Here is a 17,153-nt window from a genome sequence, read left to right as displayed (position 1 = left end):
ATACCTCCAAAATAATCATTATTCTCAATTTATTCTCATTCTAATTTTATAACAAATTAAAACTGAATACAACACATTCACGATAAGCGTGAGAGGATGCTCTCAAAATTCTAACAAAAAAAGCAGGTAGATAAAAGGATTTATGTCGAAAAGACTGTTTTCATAAAGAAAGGGCGGGAAACTGTTCTCCCCGCCCCTCAGCTATTATTAGCCTCTTATATTCATTTTTGCGAGCTGTCTTTTCTCATCTCGATAGGACTGCTCTCGTTTATATTCCACTTTCATCCTTAAGTCATGGTCTCTTTCGTACTCTGCATAGCTCATGCCATGAGCTTGATGCATGGCCTTTTCCATCTCGGCGGTATAATCCAATCCCAGTGTACTATGGTCCGAACAAATAATAAACCATTCCCTTCCTTGAGTGTAGCTTTATTGTAGCAAACGTATGCGGCTTCACTCAAAAGGGATATGACGCTCTATGACGTCATATTTTCTCACACATTCGGTTGAGAAGTACTCAACTCCTTGATATGGAAAAATACCTTGTTTTCCTTCTTTTAATGCGTCTGTCCTCCAAATTCATCAATACATTGCTGAACGACAGTGATTCCTTGGCTTAGTGCTGCCCCGCCGCCAAAAGCTGCCGCCACGCTCACAACCTCTAGCAGATTCTCTTCTGTCGCCCCTTGATCGAGCGCTCCCTTTGTATGATAAATCATGCAGTATTCATCCTGTGCATGAATACTGATGCCGAGGGCAATCATTTGTTTTTCCTTTTGCGTTAATGAATCGCTTTGAAAGCACTGCTCCGTAAATTCATTAAATTTCTTTCCAAACACCGGCATTTTCTTCTGGAATTCACCCATTGCGGTTTTATAATCAGTCAGTGATTGCTGCATGGATCCGCTCATATGCTGTTCATTCATTTTGATTCCATCCCTTCAGGTCATTTGTACGTTTTTATTATGAGCGAGATTTGAAAAAATACACAAAAAACCTCGCTTTGAAAGAAGCGAGGTCGAAATGTTGTTATTCAGATACAGGCAATACTGCACCGTCATATTTTTTGTCGATGAATTCTTTGATTTTATCAGAGTGAAGAACTTCCATTAATGCCTTGATCTTATCTGATTTTTCGTCACCTTTGCGAACCGCAACGATGTTTGCATATGGATTGTTCTTTGTTTGCTCAAGTTCGATTGAATCTTTTTTCGGATTCAATTTATTTTGGATCGCATAGTTGACGTTGATAAATACAGCATCGCCTTCACTGTTTTCATAAGCTTTCGCAGTTAATTCAGGCGCGATTTTTTTGAATTTTAGGTTCTTTGGGTTTTCTTTAATGTTCTTTACTGTTGCGTTGATTGTATCAACCTTTGGATCAAGCTTGATGACACCAGCATTTTGCAGAAGGGCAAGCATACGGCCTTGTTCAGCTACGTTGTTTGTCATGATGATTGTGCCGCCGTTTGGAATATCTTTTACTGATTTGTATTTCTTAGAGTAGATACCGAAAGGCTCAAGGTGAACCGCACCAGCACTCACTAGGTTATAATCTTTGTTTGATTTATTTTCTTCGTTTAAGTAAGGGATATGTTGGAAAAAGTTCGCATCCACTTCTTTTTCAGCTAACGCTTTGTTGTACATTTTATAATCGCTAAGCACTTTCACTTTTAAATCGTAGCCTTTTTCTTTTAGAAGTGGTTTTGCTTCTTCAAGAATTTCGGCATGCGGCGTTTTTGAAGCGGCAACCGTAATGGTTTTGCTTTCACTTGCGTTATTAGATGAACCGCACGCAGCTAAAATACCTGCAAATGCTAGAAATAGTGCACTTAAAATCAATTTCTTCATGAATAAATCCTCCCTTAACGTTTATCAATTTTATTTGTAATCAAATCACCGATTATTTGAATAATAAAGACGATGATGAGAATAAACACAGTGGCTACAAGTGTGACATCTGTATTACCAGATTGGTACCCTTCCACATAGGCGAGGTCACCAAGTCCGCCTGCTCCAATTGCACCTGCAATCGCAGTAGAGCCAATTAGAGCAATCGCTGTTACGGTAATACCTGAAATAAGGGCTGGCAATGATTCTGGCAGCAATACTTTGAAAATGATTGTTGACGTTTTCGCTCCCATTGATCGTGCTGCTTCAATGACTCCTTTGTCTACCTCACGCAGTGCAATTTCGACAAGACGTGCATAGAATGGAGCTGACCCTATGACAAGGGCAGGGAGTGCTGCATTAGGACCAAGAATCGTATGCATTAAGAATTTCGTGAACCCTAGTAAAAGAATAATTAAAATGATAAAAGGAATCGATCTGAAAATGTTGACGACAGCGCCGATGACAGCATTAATCGGTTTATTTTCCCAAAGACCGCCTTTACTCGTTAGAAAGAGTAATAGTCCAAGGATAATACCAATGGCAAAGGCAAATGCCAATGAAATCAGTGTCATATACACCGTTTCACCTGTTGCACTCCAGATGACGTCTAAATCAACGTTCGGAAACCATTTCTCAAACATGTGTCATCACCTCGATTTCAACCTGTTTGCTTTGGATATAGGCGATGGCTTTTTCTACCTCAGTCTCTTCTCCATTAATGTGGATAAAGAGTGTTCCAAACGCGCCTTCCTGCGTTTGAGAAATCTTCCCTTGAAGGATATTCACATCGACATTGAAGGATCGAATGATTTCAGTGATCAGCGGCTGCTCGGCAGAGTCTCCAATAAAGGACAACCGTACGACCTGACCTTCTTTTACTCGTTCTAAGACGTGCTCGATTGTTTCTTTCGCTTCCTCTGGTTCCGCAAGCTGTTTCACAAATCGCTTCGTCATTTCTTCCTTTGGCTGTCTGAAGACGCGTAATACTTCGCCTTCTTCAACAATACGTCCATTTTCCATGACTGCGACGCGATGACAAATTTTGCGAATGACGTGCATTTCGTGTGTAATGAGCACAATCGTGAGCCCTAGTCGTTTATTAATATCGGCCAAAAGCTCAAGGATTGAATCGGTCGTTTGCGGATCTAGCGCAGATGTCGCTTCGTCACATAGAAGAACCTTTGGATCATTCGCTAATGCTCTCGCAATGCCGACACGCTGTTTTTGCCCGCCGCTAAGCTGAGAAGGATACGCATTTTCTTTTCCTTCTAAACCGACCAATTTAATCAGTTCATTCGCACGCTCTCTCCGTTTCGATGTCGGTACACCTGCGATCTCAAGCGGGAACATAATGTTTTGTCTCACCGTTCTTGACCAAAGTAAATTAAAGTGCTGGAAGATCATGCTGATTTCTTGTCTTGCTTTCCGAAGTTTCGCATTCGATACTTCATTGATCCGGTTGCCTGCCACTTCAACAATTCCTTCTGTTGGCAGCTCCAGACCGTTTAATAGGCGAATAAGCGAGCTTTTTCCTGCACCGCTATACCCGATAATTCCGAATATTTCACCTTTATCAATATCCAAGTTGACGTCTTTCACGGCATCAACATTTCCGCTTTTTGAATGATACGTTTTTGATACATTCTGTAAATGAATCACAGTCTGATCACCTGCTTTCTTGCTGAATCTATAGGTTTCCATCACATACGTTATTTATTCTTCTTTCTGTCATGACTCTAGCCTGACGTCAGGTCAGTAAAAAAGACCTAACTGCAACGCAAGCAGAAAGGCCTTTTATGTCAATTACGCCTTTCTCTCATCTTTCAAAGCGCTGCGGCTTTGAGTGAATTGGCACCAATTTCAGCTATGCTGACGGTTGCCGGGTTTCATAGGGCACGTCCCTCCACCTCTCTTAATAAGAGAAAATATGTTGTTTTATGTGATGTTCATGTTTTTACTAACGTAGAATATCATGCTATCTGAGATATGTCAACGCTGTAAATCGCTAATTTCCAAGTAAACAACTACGTTATCATTTTTCGAAAAAAACCGTTCGTCAGCCAAAGCACTGCCTCTAGTCTAAGGAGCGCACGGAATGACCCTTTGACTTTGACTTGTCCTCTGCTGATTAACTGCTGTAAGGACATATCTCCATCTAATAATTGTAGAATCTCTTTCCTCTCACCATAAAAGATGAGATCCGATAACTCAATTGCAGGTAGTTTCTTCACTTCACCACGTTCATCCACAATCAATGTACAAGAGTCAGTTTCCGCCTCAAATGTAATCTTCAAGGATGATGATGAGAGCAGCGGTTTTAATAATAAACGCTGCCCTGTGTTACCATGGGCTTTCACATTTTCCACATGTATAACCTCCCTGTCATTTGGTTATACATAACATTTCTCTACAAACATCTTCTTGTCCTTTATAAATAACTCGACAAATTTTCAAATGAATTTCTTGAAATATGACAAAAAACCGCTTTATTTAGCGGTTTCAATCATTTCATGAAGATATGGAACTGAGTGAAAGGCATAGCCTTTTTGCACCAATTCTCCTTTTTTAAACAGTAGAAAGCAAGGAACACTCTCGATCTCAAATGCTTTTGCAAAGCCTGGTGAATAGTTTAAATTGTTTTCGTAAAATGGTACATCCGGCTGCATGGCGTCTACGACTGCCAGCATTTTCTTTGCCAGCTGGCATGTTCCGCAAAACGGTGTATATAAGTATAAAAGAAATAAATCGTCCTCTATCTCTTTGAATTCGTGTTCTTCAATCTCTTTCATAATACGTCCACCCTCATAAATATTTCGAATGAACATCAATGTTTGCAGCTAATAGGATAGATGCAATGTGGGCTGACGGTGAAGCGGCCACTTCGCGGTACGTTCTGTCGACAAAAAGATGAAGTGCTTCAGGGAATTCTTTTCGAAATTGCTTCCGCAGTTTGTCGCCTGCATCGTCACTGTCTGCTAATATGTAAACGTCTTTCCCCACTAAATCGTCCACAAGCTGGTCCAGCTTCGATGTACTGATCGTGCCATTGGTGCAAATGATGGTAACAGGTTCACTTATGACTTCTTTCAGCTTTTGTTTGTCTGTTTTACCTTCTACAATGATGACCTTTTCTATCTCGACATTCATCACGATCACCCGGCCCTTTTGACGTTGATTCACTTCTTCCTTAGATTACAATCTTTCATTCAGGTTGTAAAGATTGGGCGCCTCGTCATCAAAAAGACTGCAGTTTTTGTTCACTGCAGTCTCCTCTGTGATTAGCACCACCCATTTTCATCGTCACAGTCTACATATTTTTCTGTCCCATCGGTCAATGTATCCGTTAGACGATAAAAACGATTTTGATCATAGGAATATCCCGATTTCAGCTCATATTGGTTTTCACTAATCATTGTGCCAATCTCTTCATTTTGATGATAAAGCACCATGCCGCTTTCTTTGAATCGTCCAGTGACATGCTCTGTTATATCCACCTGTTCTTTTTGAAAAGACAAATTGGACACCCCCCATAAAGGTAGAGTGTCCAATTTCACATGAATTAGTCTTCTTTTGTCATTTCTTCATATTGCTCAGCAGTCATTAAGTTCTCGATTTCAGATGCATCAGCTGGTTCTACAACGATCATCCATGCTTTTTCATATGGAGAGTCGTTGACGAATTCTGGGCTGTCATCCAGCTCATCGTTCACTTCGACGATTGTGCCATTGATCGGTGCATAAAGTTCAGAAACTGTTTTCACTGATTCTACACTTCCGAAAGGCTCGTCCGCTGTGATTTTGTCTCCTACTTCAGGAAGCTCAACGAACACTATATCGCCAAGCTCAGATTGAGCAAAATGCGTAATACCGATACGCACCTTATCTCCTTCTACTTTGACCCATTCATGTTCTTCTGAATAACGTAAATCTTTTGGTGTGCTCATTCAATACCCCTCCAGTCTTTTCTTACAATCTATATTGAAGATACCACAATCTGAATGAAAGTTACATCATTTCCAGACGCTTTTAAATGTATCTTCGTTAAATCCAACTGTTACTCGTTTACCGTCTGTTGTAATCGGGCGCTTGATCAGCATTCCGTTAGACGCGAGTAATTCTAGCTGCTCGTCCTCTGACATTGCAGGAAGTTGATCTTTCAGCTGCAGCTCCCGGTATTTTTGTCCGCTTGTATTAAAGAATTTCTTCAGCTCTAAACCGCTTTTTTCGTAAAGGGCTTTTAATGTTTCTTTATCAGGCGTCTCTTCGACGATATGTATGCTGTTGATGTCTTTATTGTGTGCTTCAAGCCACTTTTTTGCTTTTCGGCATGTACCGCAAGATGGGTATTCGTAAAAATCTAAAGCCACCATTTTCACCTCCTGAAATTGTGACAACATTTTATCACAAAATATTTTAAAAACCTAAATGTATGCTTACAAAAAGGTGCGGAGTGATATCCGCACCTTTTAAGCCATCCTTATACGATATATTTCTCTGCTTCAAAGATTCGTTTTGCCACTTCACGCTTTTTGGCGATGACATTGATTGGAGTAAATCTTGTCAGCTTGCGAAGGGCTGACAGGCTCATGCGGAGTGAATCTCCTTCCTCCATCGCAATCAAGGATTCTTTTGCATGGGCTTCAATCTTTAAGAAAGCCTCCTGCGTGAAAATTTGTGTGTAAGCCAGCTTTTGAGCGTTCTTTTCTGCGCCTGATGCAGCGACTGCCTTTTCCGTACGCAGAATTGCTGATTCAGCAGCAAATATTTCATTGACTATATCGGCTATGTTCACAAGAATTTCTTGCTCTTTGTCTAAGGCTTTCCCGTATTTCATGGCTGCCATACCAGCTACCATTAAGGCGACCTTTTTCGCATGGGCGAGCAAATATTTTTCTTGATCGAGCGGCTGATCGCCTGGCTCTTCCGGCATCATCATCATTAGCTCTTCCTGTAAAGTCTGCGCTTTTTGAAGCAGCGGAAGCTCTCCTTTCATCGCTTTCTTCAAGAATGTACCTGGTACAAGCAAACGGTTGATTTCGTTTGTCCCTTCAAAGATCCGGTTAATTCGTGAGTCGCGATAGGCTCTTTCGACCTCGTATTCTTGCATGAATCCATATCCGCCGTGAATCTGCACGCCTTCATCCACAATATAATCTAACGTTTCAGAGCCAAGGACTTTACAGAGAGAGCATTCAATCGCATATTCCGCAATGGATTGAGCAATTTGTTTGCCGTCTTTTTGCTCTTCGTCACTTAATAGACCCATCCGCTGTTCAAATAATCCAACCGTACGGTAAACAGCACTTTCCATCGCATAGAGCTTTGCTGACATATTGGCTGCTTTTTCACCAATTAAGCTGAATTGAGAAATTGGTGTTTTGAACTGCTTACGCTGGTTCGCATATTCTGCCGACAATTGAATGACGCGCTTTGATGCACCGATTGTGCCGACTGCCAGCTTATAACGTCCGATATTTAAAATGTTAAAGGCAATCACATGTCCTCTGCCGGCTTCACCGAGCAAATTCTCCTTCGGTACTTGGGCATCTTCAAGAATTAATGTTCTCGTCGATGATCCTTTAATGCCCATCTTTTTCTCTTCAGGTCCCGTTTTGACACCTGGAAAATCCTTTTCGACAATAAAAGCAGAGAAGTGTTCACCATCAATCTTCGCATATACAACAAAGACATCAGCAAATGCGGAGTTTGTGATCCACTGCTTTTCTCCATTGAGGACATAATGGGTACCTGCTTCATTCAGAACCGCAGTTGTTTTTGCTCCAAGGGCATCAGAGCCTGATCCTGGCTCAGTGAGTGCGTACGCCGCAATGGTTTCTCCAGAGGCGAGTCCTGGCAGGTACGTTTCCTTTTGCGCTTGATTTCCGAAGAGCACGATCGGCAGAGAACCAATACCGACATGAGCGCCATAGGAAAGTGAGAAGCTTCCTGCTCTAGCGAATTTTTCAGTAATGATTGCTGAACTGATTTTATCCAATCCAAGCCCGCCGAATTCTTCAGGTACATCGGCTCCTAAAAGCCCAAGCTCTCCAGCCTTTTTGAGAAGCCTGACCGAATGCTCAAACTCATGATTTTCAATTTGATCTATATGCGGAACCACATCTTGTAAAATATAATCCTCTGTTGTCTTTCCAATCATTTGATGTTCATCAGAGAAATCCTCCGGTGTAAAGATATGCTCATAATTCGTCTCATCAATTAAAAAGCTTCCACCCTTTTTTACATCTTCCAATGCTTTCATCCTGATTTCCCCCTTTAGATCAATTCAAAAATGCCTGCTGCTCCCATGCCCCCGCCGATACACATTGTGACAATGCCAAATTGCTCGTTTCGCCGTTTCATTTCATGAATAAGTGACAGCGTTAGTTTCGTTCCTGTACAGCCGAGCGGATGTCCAAGCGCAATTGCCCCGCCGTTGACATTCACTTTTTCTTCATCAATTCCTAAATGGCGAATGACTTGAATTGCCTGAGAGGCAAACGCTTCGTTTAATTCAAACAGACCAATATCCTTCAGCTCAAGTCCAGCGATTTTCAGCGCACGCGGTATGGCTTCAACCGGACCGATCCCCATCACCTCAGGCGGTACACCGCCAACAGCAAATGCTCTGAATTTAGCGAGCGGCTGAAGAGAAAGTGAGGATGCTTTCTCGCGGTCCATCATCATCACACACGCAGCCCCGTCACTTGTTTGAGATGAGTTCCCTGCGGTTACCGTGCCTTTTATCGAAAAGGCTGGACGCAAAGTAGAAAGAATCTCTTCCGTTGTACCTGCTCTCACACCTTCATCCTGTGAGAACGTGAATTGATGCTCTTCTAATTGATATTGCTCTCCTATCCGCCGGTCTGTTACATCAACGGGCACAATTTCATCAGAAAACTTCCCTTCTTGAAGTGCCTTTGCTGCCTTTTGATGACTCCTCACCGCAAAGGCGTCCTGATCTTGACGTGTGACCTGATACTTTTGCGCCACTTGCTCTGCCGTGTGCCCCATGCTCATGTAGTATTCAGGTGCTTGCTCTGCCAAGAGGGCATTCGGACGAATGGAATGCCCCATCATCGGCACCTGCGACATCGATTCGACTCCTCCGGCTAAAATCGTGTCTGCCTGCCCGAGCATAATTCGTTCACCCGCATAAGCGATAGACTGAAGACCAGACGAGCAGTAGCGGTTTATGGTGATGGCAGGTACCGTATAAGGCAGTCCCGCTAATGCTCCAATATTTCGTGCTACATTTAACCCCTGCTCTGCTTCTGGCGTTGCACAGCCAATGATCAAATCATCTATTTGACCGTCGTATTCACCGGCACGCTTTAACGTTTCTTTTACACATAATGCGCCCATATCATCAGGCCGGACATGTTTTAATGATCCCTTTTTCGCCTTCCCTACTGGTGTTCTTGCGCCAGCGACAATGACTGCTTCTCTCATTTTGACTCCCCCTTAGTTACGTAAAGGTTTTCCTTTGACGAGCATGTGCTGCATACGTGCCTGTGATTTCACTTCTCCTACAAGACTTAAAAAGGCTTCTCTTTCAAGCTCTAATAAGTATTGCTCCTCTACCTCTGTTCCAAATGGCAGTTTCCCGCCGGAAATGACATGAGCTAATTTTTTTACAATGGTCATGTCATGCTCTGAAATGTATCCAGACAGTCTCATATTTTCAGCAGCCAAAATCATCGCTGCATAGCCTGTTTCTCCCATGACCGGCACCTTTTGCTTGAGCGGCGCGCGATAACCGGCTTCATCAAGAGAGAGCACCAGTTGTTTTGCATCATAGATCAGGTGATCTCCGTTCATACTAATCCGGTCGCTCACGCGGAGCATGTTCATATCCCGCGCTTCCTCAGCTGAAGTTGATACTTTTGCCATTGCAATTGTTTCAAATGTTTTCAGCGTGGCATCCTGTATAGCCGTCTGCGACGGCTTCGCTGCTCCTTGCAGGTGACGAATATATAATTCTTTATTTCCACCGCCCCCTGGGATCAGTCCAACTCCCGCTTCCACAAGTCCCATGTAAGTTTCGCTGGACGCCTGTATAGCCGCTGCCGGCAGACAAACCTCCGTACCGCCTCCTAATGTCATCCCAAACGGTGCGGCTACAACTGGGCGGTCGCTATATTTCACCTTCATCATCGCCTGCTGGAAGCGCCTGATCACAAAGTCAATTTCAAAGAAATTGTCGTCCTGTGCTTCCATTAAAATCAGGGCAAGGTTGGCGCCAACACAGAAGTTCTTCCCTTGGTTTCCGATAACAAGCCCTTTGTAATTCTTTTCCGTCTCATCAACAGCGCGATTGATCATATCGATGACATCTAGTCCAATGGCATTGCTTTTAGAGTGAAATTCGAGCAAGGCGACATCATCACCAATATCAATCAGGCTCGCACCAGAATTTTTGAAGATGACGTCCTGTTTCTTTTTCAATCTAGCTAAAGAAATATGTTTGTCGTTCCCTTTTTCCTGTACGTAAGCCCCATCCTGATAAAACGCACGCTCACCATCAGCATTCTCTTGATAGAATGTGTCGTGTCCTTTTGACAGCATGTCTTGCACCCATGCTGGGATGCTGTGGCCTTCTGCTTCCATGCGCTCGGCGGCTTTTTTGACGCCTATTGCATCCCACAGCTCAAATGGGCCTTGCTGCCAGCCGAATCCCCATTTCATTGCGTTATCGATGGACTGAATATCATCCGCAATTTCGCCTTTTAGATGCGCTGAATAAAGAAGTACGGGCGCTGTCATATTCCAAAGCAATTGCCCTGCACGGCCATCTTGATAAATAAGCGCTTTCAACTTTGCTTTTGTTCCCTTTTGCTGTTTCGCCATCTCAATGCCTGGATCTTTGAGCTTTGTGCGCTCTCCATATGTGAGCGTCACTGGGTCAAGCTCTAAAATGACCTTGCCATTTTTTTGATAAAATCCTTGTCCTGCCTTGCTGCCAATCCATCCTTTTTCAAGCATTCTTTCAATAAACTCAGGCAGCTGGAAAATCTCTTTTTCCTTTCCTTCTACCTGTTCATAGACGTTTCGTGCCACATGAGAAAATGTGTCAAGCCCCACTACATCGAGTGTACGGAAGGTCGCACTTTTCGGTCTTCCAATGAGGGGTCCTGTGACTGAATCCACTTCTCCAATGGTGTATTTGTTCTCAAGCATTTCACGCACTGTGACAAGAAGCCCATACGTGCCAATGCGGTTTGCAATAAAGTTCGGTGTGTCTTTAGCTTCAACCACACCTTTGCCGAGTACATCCTCGCCAAACGTTTTCATAAATGACAGTACTTCTGGATCTGTTTCTTGAATAGGAATGATTTCTAAGAGCTTTAAATAACGAGCTGGGTTAAAAAAATGTGTGCCTAAAAAGTGGCGTTTAAAATCATCTGATCGCCCTTCTGCCATTTTTTCAACCGAAATACCAGATGTATTGCTCGAAACGATGCTTCCTTCTTTGCGGTGTTCGTCGATGAGAGAGAATACGTGTTGTTTTATGCTGAGCTTTTCAGTGACGACTTCAATGATCCAGTCAGCATCGTGTAATAAGGAAAGGTGGTCTGTGAGATTTCCCGGTGTGATGTATGATAGGTTTTTTGCTGAAGTAAGAGGTGCTGGCTTTTGCTTTAACAATTTTTTCATCGCTTCTTGACTTAATCGATTCCGAACACTAGGGTGATCAAGCGTTCTCTTTTTCGCCGTTTCTTCCTTTGTCAGTTCATTTGGCACAATATCTAGCAGTGTTACTGGTATCCCGATATTGGCTAGATGCGCAGCAATGCCTGAGCCCATGACACCTGAACCAATGACAGCCGCCTTGCGAATATGTTTGCCCATAAATATCCCCCTAAACATTTTGAATGAACAGTCATTCATTTTTTGTCCAAAAAAAAGCAATGCCTCTTTCTTTATCTTAAAAGATTTTCCGAAACAGTTCAATAGCGGATTTCAAAAATTTACACATTCTCATGTGCCTTATTTTGCGGTGTATGAATTAAAGATCAAAGGGAATTGTAAGAATGGAGGTGATGTCCACATGTCTCGTTTGAAGAAAAACCCATCGAAAGCAGGCGTAAGTGCTGCAAGTGTAAAAGGAAACGCAGGTCCATCACAGGAAGCAGACCTAGGCGGGAAAAAAACCAGTCAAAATCAGCAATATAAAAAGAATCAGTAAGGAAACAAAATCGTAAGGAGGAACACATGTTGAACAATCAGCCAATGAATATGCCCCCAGAAGTCATTTCAGTGAAGGATTCCTTGTACTTAGAGGATATGCTCAACTGGAACTTGATCGCCATGAAAAAGGCTCATTTTATGGCCGAGCATTGCCAGGATCAAACATTGAAACAAGAATTAAATCAAGTTGGCCAAATGCATCATCAGCATTACACACAAATTCTTCAGCATTTAGGCAGCTCAGGGCAAGGCCAGTCTACTGGCTTTATGCAATAGGAGGAAAAAACATGGAACAGCAAAACCAACAAAAAATCGGGAATCCACAAACCCCGGTTCCCACAACTACAAACATGAACGATCGTGATTTCGTTACAGATCTCTTGTCTACTGAAAAATACATGACAAGTGGATACAACACAGCGCTCAATGAATTCAGTCATGAATCTCTTTACCAGGATATTCAGCGAATTGCGCTGGAAACACAGAAAACACAAAGACATTTATATGATGTCATGTTCCGATATGGCTGGTATTCTGTTGAAGCGGCTGATCAGCAAAAGCTCCAGCAGACACACCAGAAATTCCAGCAAACACTGACAGATCAATCTCCGTACGGATCATCACAAATGTCATAAGAAAAAAACTGCCAGTCTGATGCTGGCAGTTTTTTAACGGTCTTTATTGGCGCGATGAGCTTCGTTCAACTGTTTGATTCGTTGAATCGTGTGTTTGATTTCTTCTTTTGCTTCTGGATACGTTTCATTGAAATGCTTTGCTAGCGGCGGCATGCTTTTGGCAATATGAGAGTAGATCACCCATTGTTTCACATCTTGTTTCAGCTCGTCTGTTGATTCACCGAGCAGCAGCTCTGTATATTTATCAAGCAAGCCTTCCAGCTTTTCTTCTAATTCATTTCCCATTGATATTCCGCTCCTTTTTCAGAAAAAAGCCTGACTCTGTGAGACACAGATGTCAGGCTTTTGACATACGATTATCTTGCAGCAAGAAATGTTTCAGCTTGCGCTTGCTGCACAATACAGCGTCCTCTACCGTGCGGAATACATAATGGTGTTCCAAATAGAGGATCTGTTGTCACTTGGCAATTCATATCAAAGACATTTTTCACGAGATCACAATTAATCACTGTTTCTGGTCTGCCTTCTGCATAAATTGACTTGTCTTTAATCGCGACAAGATGATGAGCATATCTGCATGCGAGATTGAGATCATGAAGAACCATCACAATCGTGCGCTGCTCTTTCTCATTTAAATCAAACAGAAGGTCCAAAATTTCGATTTGATGCGTCATGTCTAAATATGTCGTCGGCTCATCTAACAAAATAATATCGGTCTCTTGGGCCAGCGTCATCGCAATCCATGCACGCTGCCTTTGTCCACCTGATAATGAATCAACGGTCCGATCAGCAAGGTCTTCCATCTTTGTTGACTTCAATGCGCGATTCACTGCTTCTTCATCTTGCTTCGACCACTGCTTCAGCCAATTTTGATAAGGATATCTGCCTTGCTTCACTAACTGATGCACAGTTAATCCTTCTGGCGCTTCTGGTCCTTGTGGAAGAATAGCGAGCTGTTTCGCTACTTCTTTTGTTGGTAATTTTGCAATGGAATGACCTTCAAGCAGGACAGAACCACCCATTGGCTTCATGAGACGGGCCAAAGAGCGAAGTAGCGTGGATTTACCGCATCCATTACTGCCAATAAATACTGTGATTTCACCCTTAGGGATTGATACATTTAGTTCATCGATGATCATTGTTTCTCCGTAGCCTAAGCTTAAACCTTCAGTAGAAATGGCACTCATTCCGCTCAAACGCTCCTTTTCTCATCCAAATTTTTATATGAAATATCGTCTATGTACAGACGTAAAAGATCACTTATCTCAATTTAGTGTATCAGATTTAAGTGATCTTGAAAATCATTTTCAATTAAAAAATGAGAAAGTCTCGTTTATTTCTTCCTTTGGAATGTACGTTTGGTCCCATCCTCGAGCTTCAGATCGATCTGAATCCGCTGATAATCATCATCTAAATTAAAAGCAGCTAATAGTTCATTTACATACGCTTCATTGATCTTTGCACTAGGAATCGACATATCATTCAGCTTCATCTTCATCTCGCGCAAGGCTTCTTCCCCTTCATAGCGGACCCCATTCATATGATCACGAATGATTGCCTCCTCTTTGCCTCTTGCCTGACGGTAGGTCGCTTCGTATAATTCGTTTTTCTGTCCATATTGTACAAGCAGATGCATATGCTGAAATGGCAGTTCCTTCATTTGAACAGCTGACAGACTTTCTGCCTCTGCTTCATGTGTTTGTTGTAACGGTTCAATTGATTGACAGCCGGACAGCATAAAGAGCAGCACTCCTATTTGTCCCGCCTTCTTCCAACACATCATGTGTTTCCTCCTATTTCACAGCATCGCTTTTTATTCTTCTCCAGGCTCCTTTTTGTTATTCAATAAAACATCTCACTATGATAAATTTAAACAAAAAGGAGAACCGGATGATGAAAAAAACAGCCATTGTAACTGGTGCCAATAGCGGCTTTGGCAAGCTCATCACGATGCATCTCGCCAAGCAGGGCTATACAGTGATTGCCGGCGTCAGACAGGAAAACAATGCAAAAAAGCTCGCTGAAGAAATCGAGCAAGCCTCTTTATCCGGCATGATACATATTGAAGCGTTAGATGTGACTGATACGCAGTCGATCCAAGCATTTCAGAAGAAACTTCATGCCTACGCACCTATTACCCTGCTTGTGAACAATGCGGGAACAGCCTTTGCTGGTTTTGCGGAGGAGGTTCCTGTTGACACGTACCGCCAGCAATTTGAAGTGAATGTCTTCGGTGTGATGGAAATGACCCAAGCAGTCCTGCCGTTTATGACGAGCGGCGCAAAGATTTTCAATATGAGCAGTATCAGCGGATTAATGGGAATGCCTGCACTTTCTCCATATGTATCCTCTAAGTTTGCGTTGGAAGGCTATACAGAAAGCCTACGGATTGAACTAGCTTCGTTCGGTATCCAGGCGGCCTTAATTGAGCCGGGCTCTTTCCAAACAAATATTTGGAATACCTCCATGAACGAGCAAATGATTCAGCCAGCAGAGGGATCGAAATACATAAAACTCTATCAAAAGATGATGGCCCATATTGATACCCAGAAATCCAACTATGGAGATCCTCGTGAAGTGGCAGAGCTTGTTGTTCGGTTAGCAGAGAAGAAGCGGCTGAAACGGCTGAGATATCTTGTTGGAAAAGGCGTACGACTTTCATTCACAGCAAAACAGCTTCTGCCGTGGAACATGTGGGAACACCTCATACTGCGTACACTCTCTTCAAAAAAATAAGCACAAAAAAACAGGTGGATATGTTGACATCCACCTGTTTTTTTCATTTATTCGCTCTCTGACTGCCCAAGGGTAATATCTAGATTTTTGTTCTTTCCTTCACGGATGACAGTCATTGTGGTTTTATCGCCGACTTTTGTTTCTTTGTAAAGAATTTCTTTCAGCTGAGAGCTGTTCACTACGTCTTTCCCTTTGAACTTGATGATGACATCTCCAGATTTTAAGCCTGCTTTTTGAGCAGGTGAACCTTTTGAAACATCCTTTACGTAAATGCCTTTGCCGATTTGTTTATCAAATAAGCCGAGCGTATTTTCCTGATACGTCTCAGGCACTTGCTCAAGGTCAATCATTTGTACGCCAAGGTATGGACGTTCAACTTTTCCATTTTTCAACAGCTCATCTACAATCGGTTTGACATCGTTACTTGGGATGGCAAATCCGAGTGATTCCACACCGCTTTCGCTGATTTTCAAGCTGTTAATACCAATGACTTGACCATCTGTATTGATCAGTGGCCCCCCGCTGTTTCCTGGGTTAATGGCTGCATCAGTTTGCAGTACATTCATCTCCACTGTACCAGATGACGTATTTGCTTCAACAGTACGATCAAGACCACTAATGATTCCTTCTGTCACAGTACCTGAAAACTGTGCACCGAGCGGATTCCCAATGGCAATGACTTTATCTCCAGCACGAAGCTTAGAAGAATCACCAAAGCTTGCCACTTTATCAATGCCGTCAGCATTTATTTCCACTACAGCTAAATCTGTCATGACATCACTACCGACAAGCTTTGCGTCTTTTGTTTTTCCATCATATAGTGTGACCTTTAATTTATTGGCACCTTCGACAACGTGGTTATTTGTAATAATGTACGCTTTTTTGCCATCTTTTTTGAAAATGACACCAGAGCCTGTTCCAGCTTCAGCTTCTGTTTGATCACCGCTCAAGCCAAATGAATTTTGTGTAGATTGATAGTTTGAGACACCTACAATGGTGGGCTCTAAATCTTCTACCATATCAGCAACATTTGTGGCATTGGTGATTTGTTTTGTCGAGAAATTATCTGAGGCTGCCGGCTCACTTGATGCGGTCTGCGTTTGCGTGTTGGCAGCTGTATCCTGTGACTGCGGCAAAAGCGGTGTAATGCCAAGTACAAGACCCCCGCCAATAATTCCTCCAAGAATCGGGCTGAGCCATGCCGCCTTCCGCTTTTTCTCCTTTTTTGACGCACGGTCATCCACCATTTGAGGAGAATGGTTCGTCACACTCTCCTGCGCGGCAGATGCTTCGTTTTCATGCTGGTGTAAAACGAGTTCCTTCTCTTTTTCTGGTGCGCCTATTTGTTTCTCATTCTCTTGATGAGTATCTTCTTGATGGTTCATTTCATTGTCTTGATTCGTGTTTTCTGGATGATTCATCTTATTCTCTTCATCTTCTCTTCGGAAATCCATCGCTTGCACTCCTTTACATCATGTTTCATTTCATATGTCTAGATAGGACTCATGTCCTCTTAATGGAAAGATCATTGAAAAATACTTTATGGCAATATGTCAAATTATATAATACTTATTCATAGAAAAAAAGCAAGGTGCGCACATTGATGAAAAGCACCTATTCATCCGCCTTTTGTCTATGCCCTTTTTTCCCTTGACCTTATCATAATCAAACATTATGGGATAATGATGAGAAGAATATGTGA

Annotated in this window: 22 protein-coding genes and 1 riboswitch; of the genes, 4 read left to right on the top strand and 18 right to left on the bottom strand. The window is 42.6% G+C overall.

Translation table 11 applies throughout. The annotated features are described in order from the left end of the window. Positions 1-207: 207 nt before the first annotated feature. The 14 genes from OIT90_RS03970 to OIT90_RS03905 all read right to left on the bottom strand — a co-directional run bounded on the left by OIT90_RS03970 (position 208) and on the right by OIT90_RS03905 (position 11,741). Positions 208-342, bottom strand: coding sequence for a YuzK family famiily protein (locus tag OIT90_RS03970; protein WP_254965641.1), 135 nt, complete (start codon positions 340-342; stop codon positions 208-210). 215 nt (positions 343-557) lie between these two features. Continuing rightward, positions 558-926: a carboxymuconolactone decarboxylase family protein gene (locus OIT90_RS03965; protein ID WP_003212803.1), complete on the bottom strand. Its 369-nt coding sequence runs from the start codon at positions 924-926 to the stop codon at positions 558-560. A 103-nt stretch (positions 927-1,029) separates the two neighbouring features. Further along, positions 1,030-1,851: a methionine ABC transporter substrate-binding lipoprotein MetQ gene (gene metQ, locus OIT90_RS03960; protein ID WP_024423400.1), complete on the bottom strand. Its 822-nt coding sequence runs from the start codon at positions 1,849-1,851 to the stop codon at positions 1,030-1,032. Between the two features lie 14 nt (positions 1,852-1,865). Further along, positions 1,866-2,534, bottom strand: coding sequence for a methionine ABC transporter permease (locus OIT90_RS03955; protein ID WP_034280845.1), 669 nt, complete (start codon positions 2,532-2,534; stop codon positions 1,866-1,868). Further along, complete coding sequence (locus OIT90_RS03950) at positions 2,527-3,552, bottom strand: methionine ABC transporter ATP-binding protein (protein WP_024423402.1); 1,026 nt, start codon at positions 3,550-3,552, stop codon at positions 2,527-2,529. The genes OIT90_RS03955 and OIT90_RS03950 overlap by 8 nt, the downstream gene beginning before the upstream one ends. A gap of 154 nt (positions 3,553-3,706) precedes the next feature. Further along, positions 3,707-3,815, bottom strand: a riboswitch (SAM riboswitch). A gap of 102 nt (positions 3,816-3,917) precedes the next feature. Then, a complete protein-coding gene (locus OIT90_RS03945) occupies positions 3,918-4,259 on the bottom strand; it encodes an SCP2 sterol-binding domain-containing protein (RefSeq protein ID WP_024423403.1) in 342 nt (113 codons plus the stop codon). 120 nt (positions 4,260-4,379) lie between these two features. Then, entirely contained in the window at positions 4,380-4,682 is a 303-nt protein-coding gene (locus OIT90_RS03940) for a thioredoxin family protein (protein WP_024426005.1), read from the bottom strand. A gap of 13 nt (positions 4,683-4,695) precedes the next feature. After that, positions 4,696-5,040, bottom strand: a complete 345-nt coding sequence (locus OIT90_RS03935; RefSeq protein ID WP_024423404.1) for a toprim domain-containing protein — start codon at positions 5,038-5,040, stop codon at positions 4,696-4,698. Positions 5,041-5,171: 131 nt separating this feature from the next. After that, positions 5,172-5,408, bottom strand: coding sequence for a YusG family protein (locus tag OIT90_RS03930; protein WP_039181284.1), 237 nt, complete (start codon positions 5,406-5,408; stop codon positions 5,172-5,174). A 44-nt stretch (positions 5,409-5,452) separates the two neighbouring features. Then, positions 5,453-5,836 (bottom strand): glycine cleavage system protein GcvH, encoded by a 384-nt coding sequence (gcvH, locus tag OIT90_RS03925; RefSeq protein ID WP_008347039.1) that lies wholly within the window; start codon positions 5,834-5,836, stop codon positions 5,453-5,455. A 66-nt stretch (positions 5,837-5,902) separates the two neighbouring features. Next, positions 5,903-6,259: an arsenate reductase family protein gene (locus tag OIT90_RS03920; protein ID WP_024423406.1), complete on the bottom strand. Its 357-nt coding sequence runs from the start codon at positions 6,257-6,259 to the stop codon at positions 5,903-5,905. Positions 6,260-6,369: 110 nt separating this feature from the next. After that, entirely contained in the window at positions 6,370-8,151 is a 1,782-nt protein-coding gene (locus tag OIT90_RS03915; RefSeq protein ID WP_260774794.1) for an acyl-CoA dehydrogenase family protein, read from the bottom strand. A 14-nt stretch (positions 8,152-8,165) separates the two neighbouring features. Next, positions 8,166-9,341: an acetyl-CoA C-acetyltransferase gene (locus OIT90_RS03910; protein ID WP_064498065.1), complete on the bottom strand. Its 1,176-nt coding sequence runs from the start codon at positions 9,339-9,341 to the stop codon at positions 8,166-8,168. Between the two features lie 12 nt (positions 9,342-9,353). Continuing rightward, positions 9,354-11,741, bottom strand: coding sequence for a 3-hydroxyacyl-CoA dehydrogenase NAD-binding domain-containing protein (locus tag OIT90_RS03905; RefSeq protein ID WP_474892258.1), 2,388 nt, complete (start codon positions 11,739-11,741; stop codon positions 9,354-9,356). A 199-nt stretch (positions 11,742-11,940) separates the two neighbouring features. Here OIT90_RS03905 and OIT90_RS03900 point away from each other — a divergent pair, with 199 nt between their 5' ends. The 3 genes from OIT90_RS03900 to OIT90_RS03890 are packed head-to-tail and all read left to right on the top strand — an operon-like array spanning position 11,941 to position 12,715. Beyond that, positions 11,941-12,078 carry a YuzL family protein gene (locus OIT90_RS03900; protein ID WP_003212904.1) on the top strand — a complete coding sequence of 46 codons (138 nt, stop codon included), beginning with the start codon at positions 11,941-11,943 and terminating at the stop codon, positions 12,076-12,078. Between the two features lie 26 nt (positions 12,079-12,104). Continuing rightward, entirely contained in the window at positions 12,105-12,356 is a 252-nt protein-coding gene (locus OIT90_RS03895) for a hypothetical protein (RefSeq protein ID WP_047202428.1), read from the top strand. A gap of 11 nt (positions 12,357-12,367) precedes the next feature. After that, complete coding sequence (locus OIT90_RS03890; protein WP_039181293.1) at positions 12,368-12,715, top strand: spore coat protein; 348 nt, start codon at positions 12,368-12,370, stop codon at positions 12,713-12,715. Positions 12,716-12,748: 33 nt separating this feature from the next. Here OIT90_RS03890 and OIT90_RS03885 read toward each other — a convergent pair whose 3' ends face one another. The 3 genes from OIT90_RS03885 to OIT90_RS03875 form a co-directional block, all read right to left on the bottom strand. Then, a complete protein-coding gene (locus OIT90_RS03885; protein ID WP_059375001.1) occupies positions 12,749-13,000 on the bottom strand; it encodes a YusU family protein in 252 nt (83 codons plus the stop codon). Positions 13,001-13,071: 71 nt separating this feature from the next. Continuing rightward, the gene (locus OIT90_RS03880) at positions 13,072-13,902 is read right to left on the bottom strand and encodes an ABC transporter ATP-binding protein (RefSeq protein WP_008347057.1); all 831 of its coding nucleotides are present in this window, start codon (positions 13,900-13,902) and stop codon (positions 13,072-13,074) included. Between the two features lie 146 nt (positions 13,903-14,048). Next, a complete protein-coding gene (locus OIT90_RS03875; protein ID WP_186319803.1) occupies positions 14,049-14,495 on the bottom strand; it encodes a YusW family protein in 447 nt (148 codons plus the stop codon). Between the two features lie 113 nt (positions 14,496-14,608). Here OIT90_RS03875 and OIT90_RS03870 point away from each other — a divergent pair, with 113 nt between their 5' ends. Then, complete coding sequence (locus OIT90_RS03870) at positions 14,609-15,451, top strand: oxidoreductase (RefSeq protein ID WP_222126552.1); 843 nt, start codon at positions 14,609-14,611, stop codon at positions 15,449-15,451. A 47-nt stretch (positions 15,452-15,498) separates the two neighbouring features. On the opposite strand, the gene OIT90_RS03865 is transcribed toward OIT90_RS03870, so the two are convergent. Continuing rightward, positions 15,499-16,905, bottom strand: coding sequence for a S1C family serine protease (locus OIT90_RS03865; RefSeq protein ID WP_058838134.1), 1,407 nt, complete (start codon positions 16,903-16,905; stop codon positions 15,499-15,501). Positions 16,906-17,153 lie beyond the last annotated feature (248 nt).

It is taken from the genome of Bacillus sp. ABR (assembly GCF_056172715.1).
Note: the sequence above shows the minus strand (reverse complement) of the source record. Positions and strands in the feature narration are given on the sequence as shown.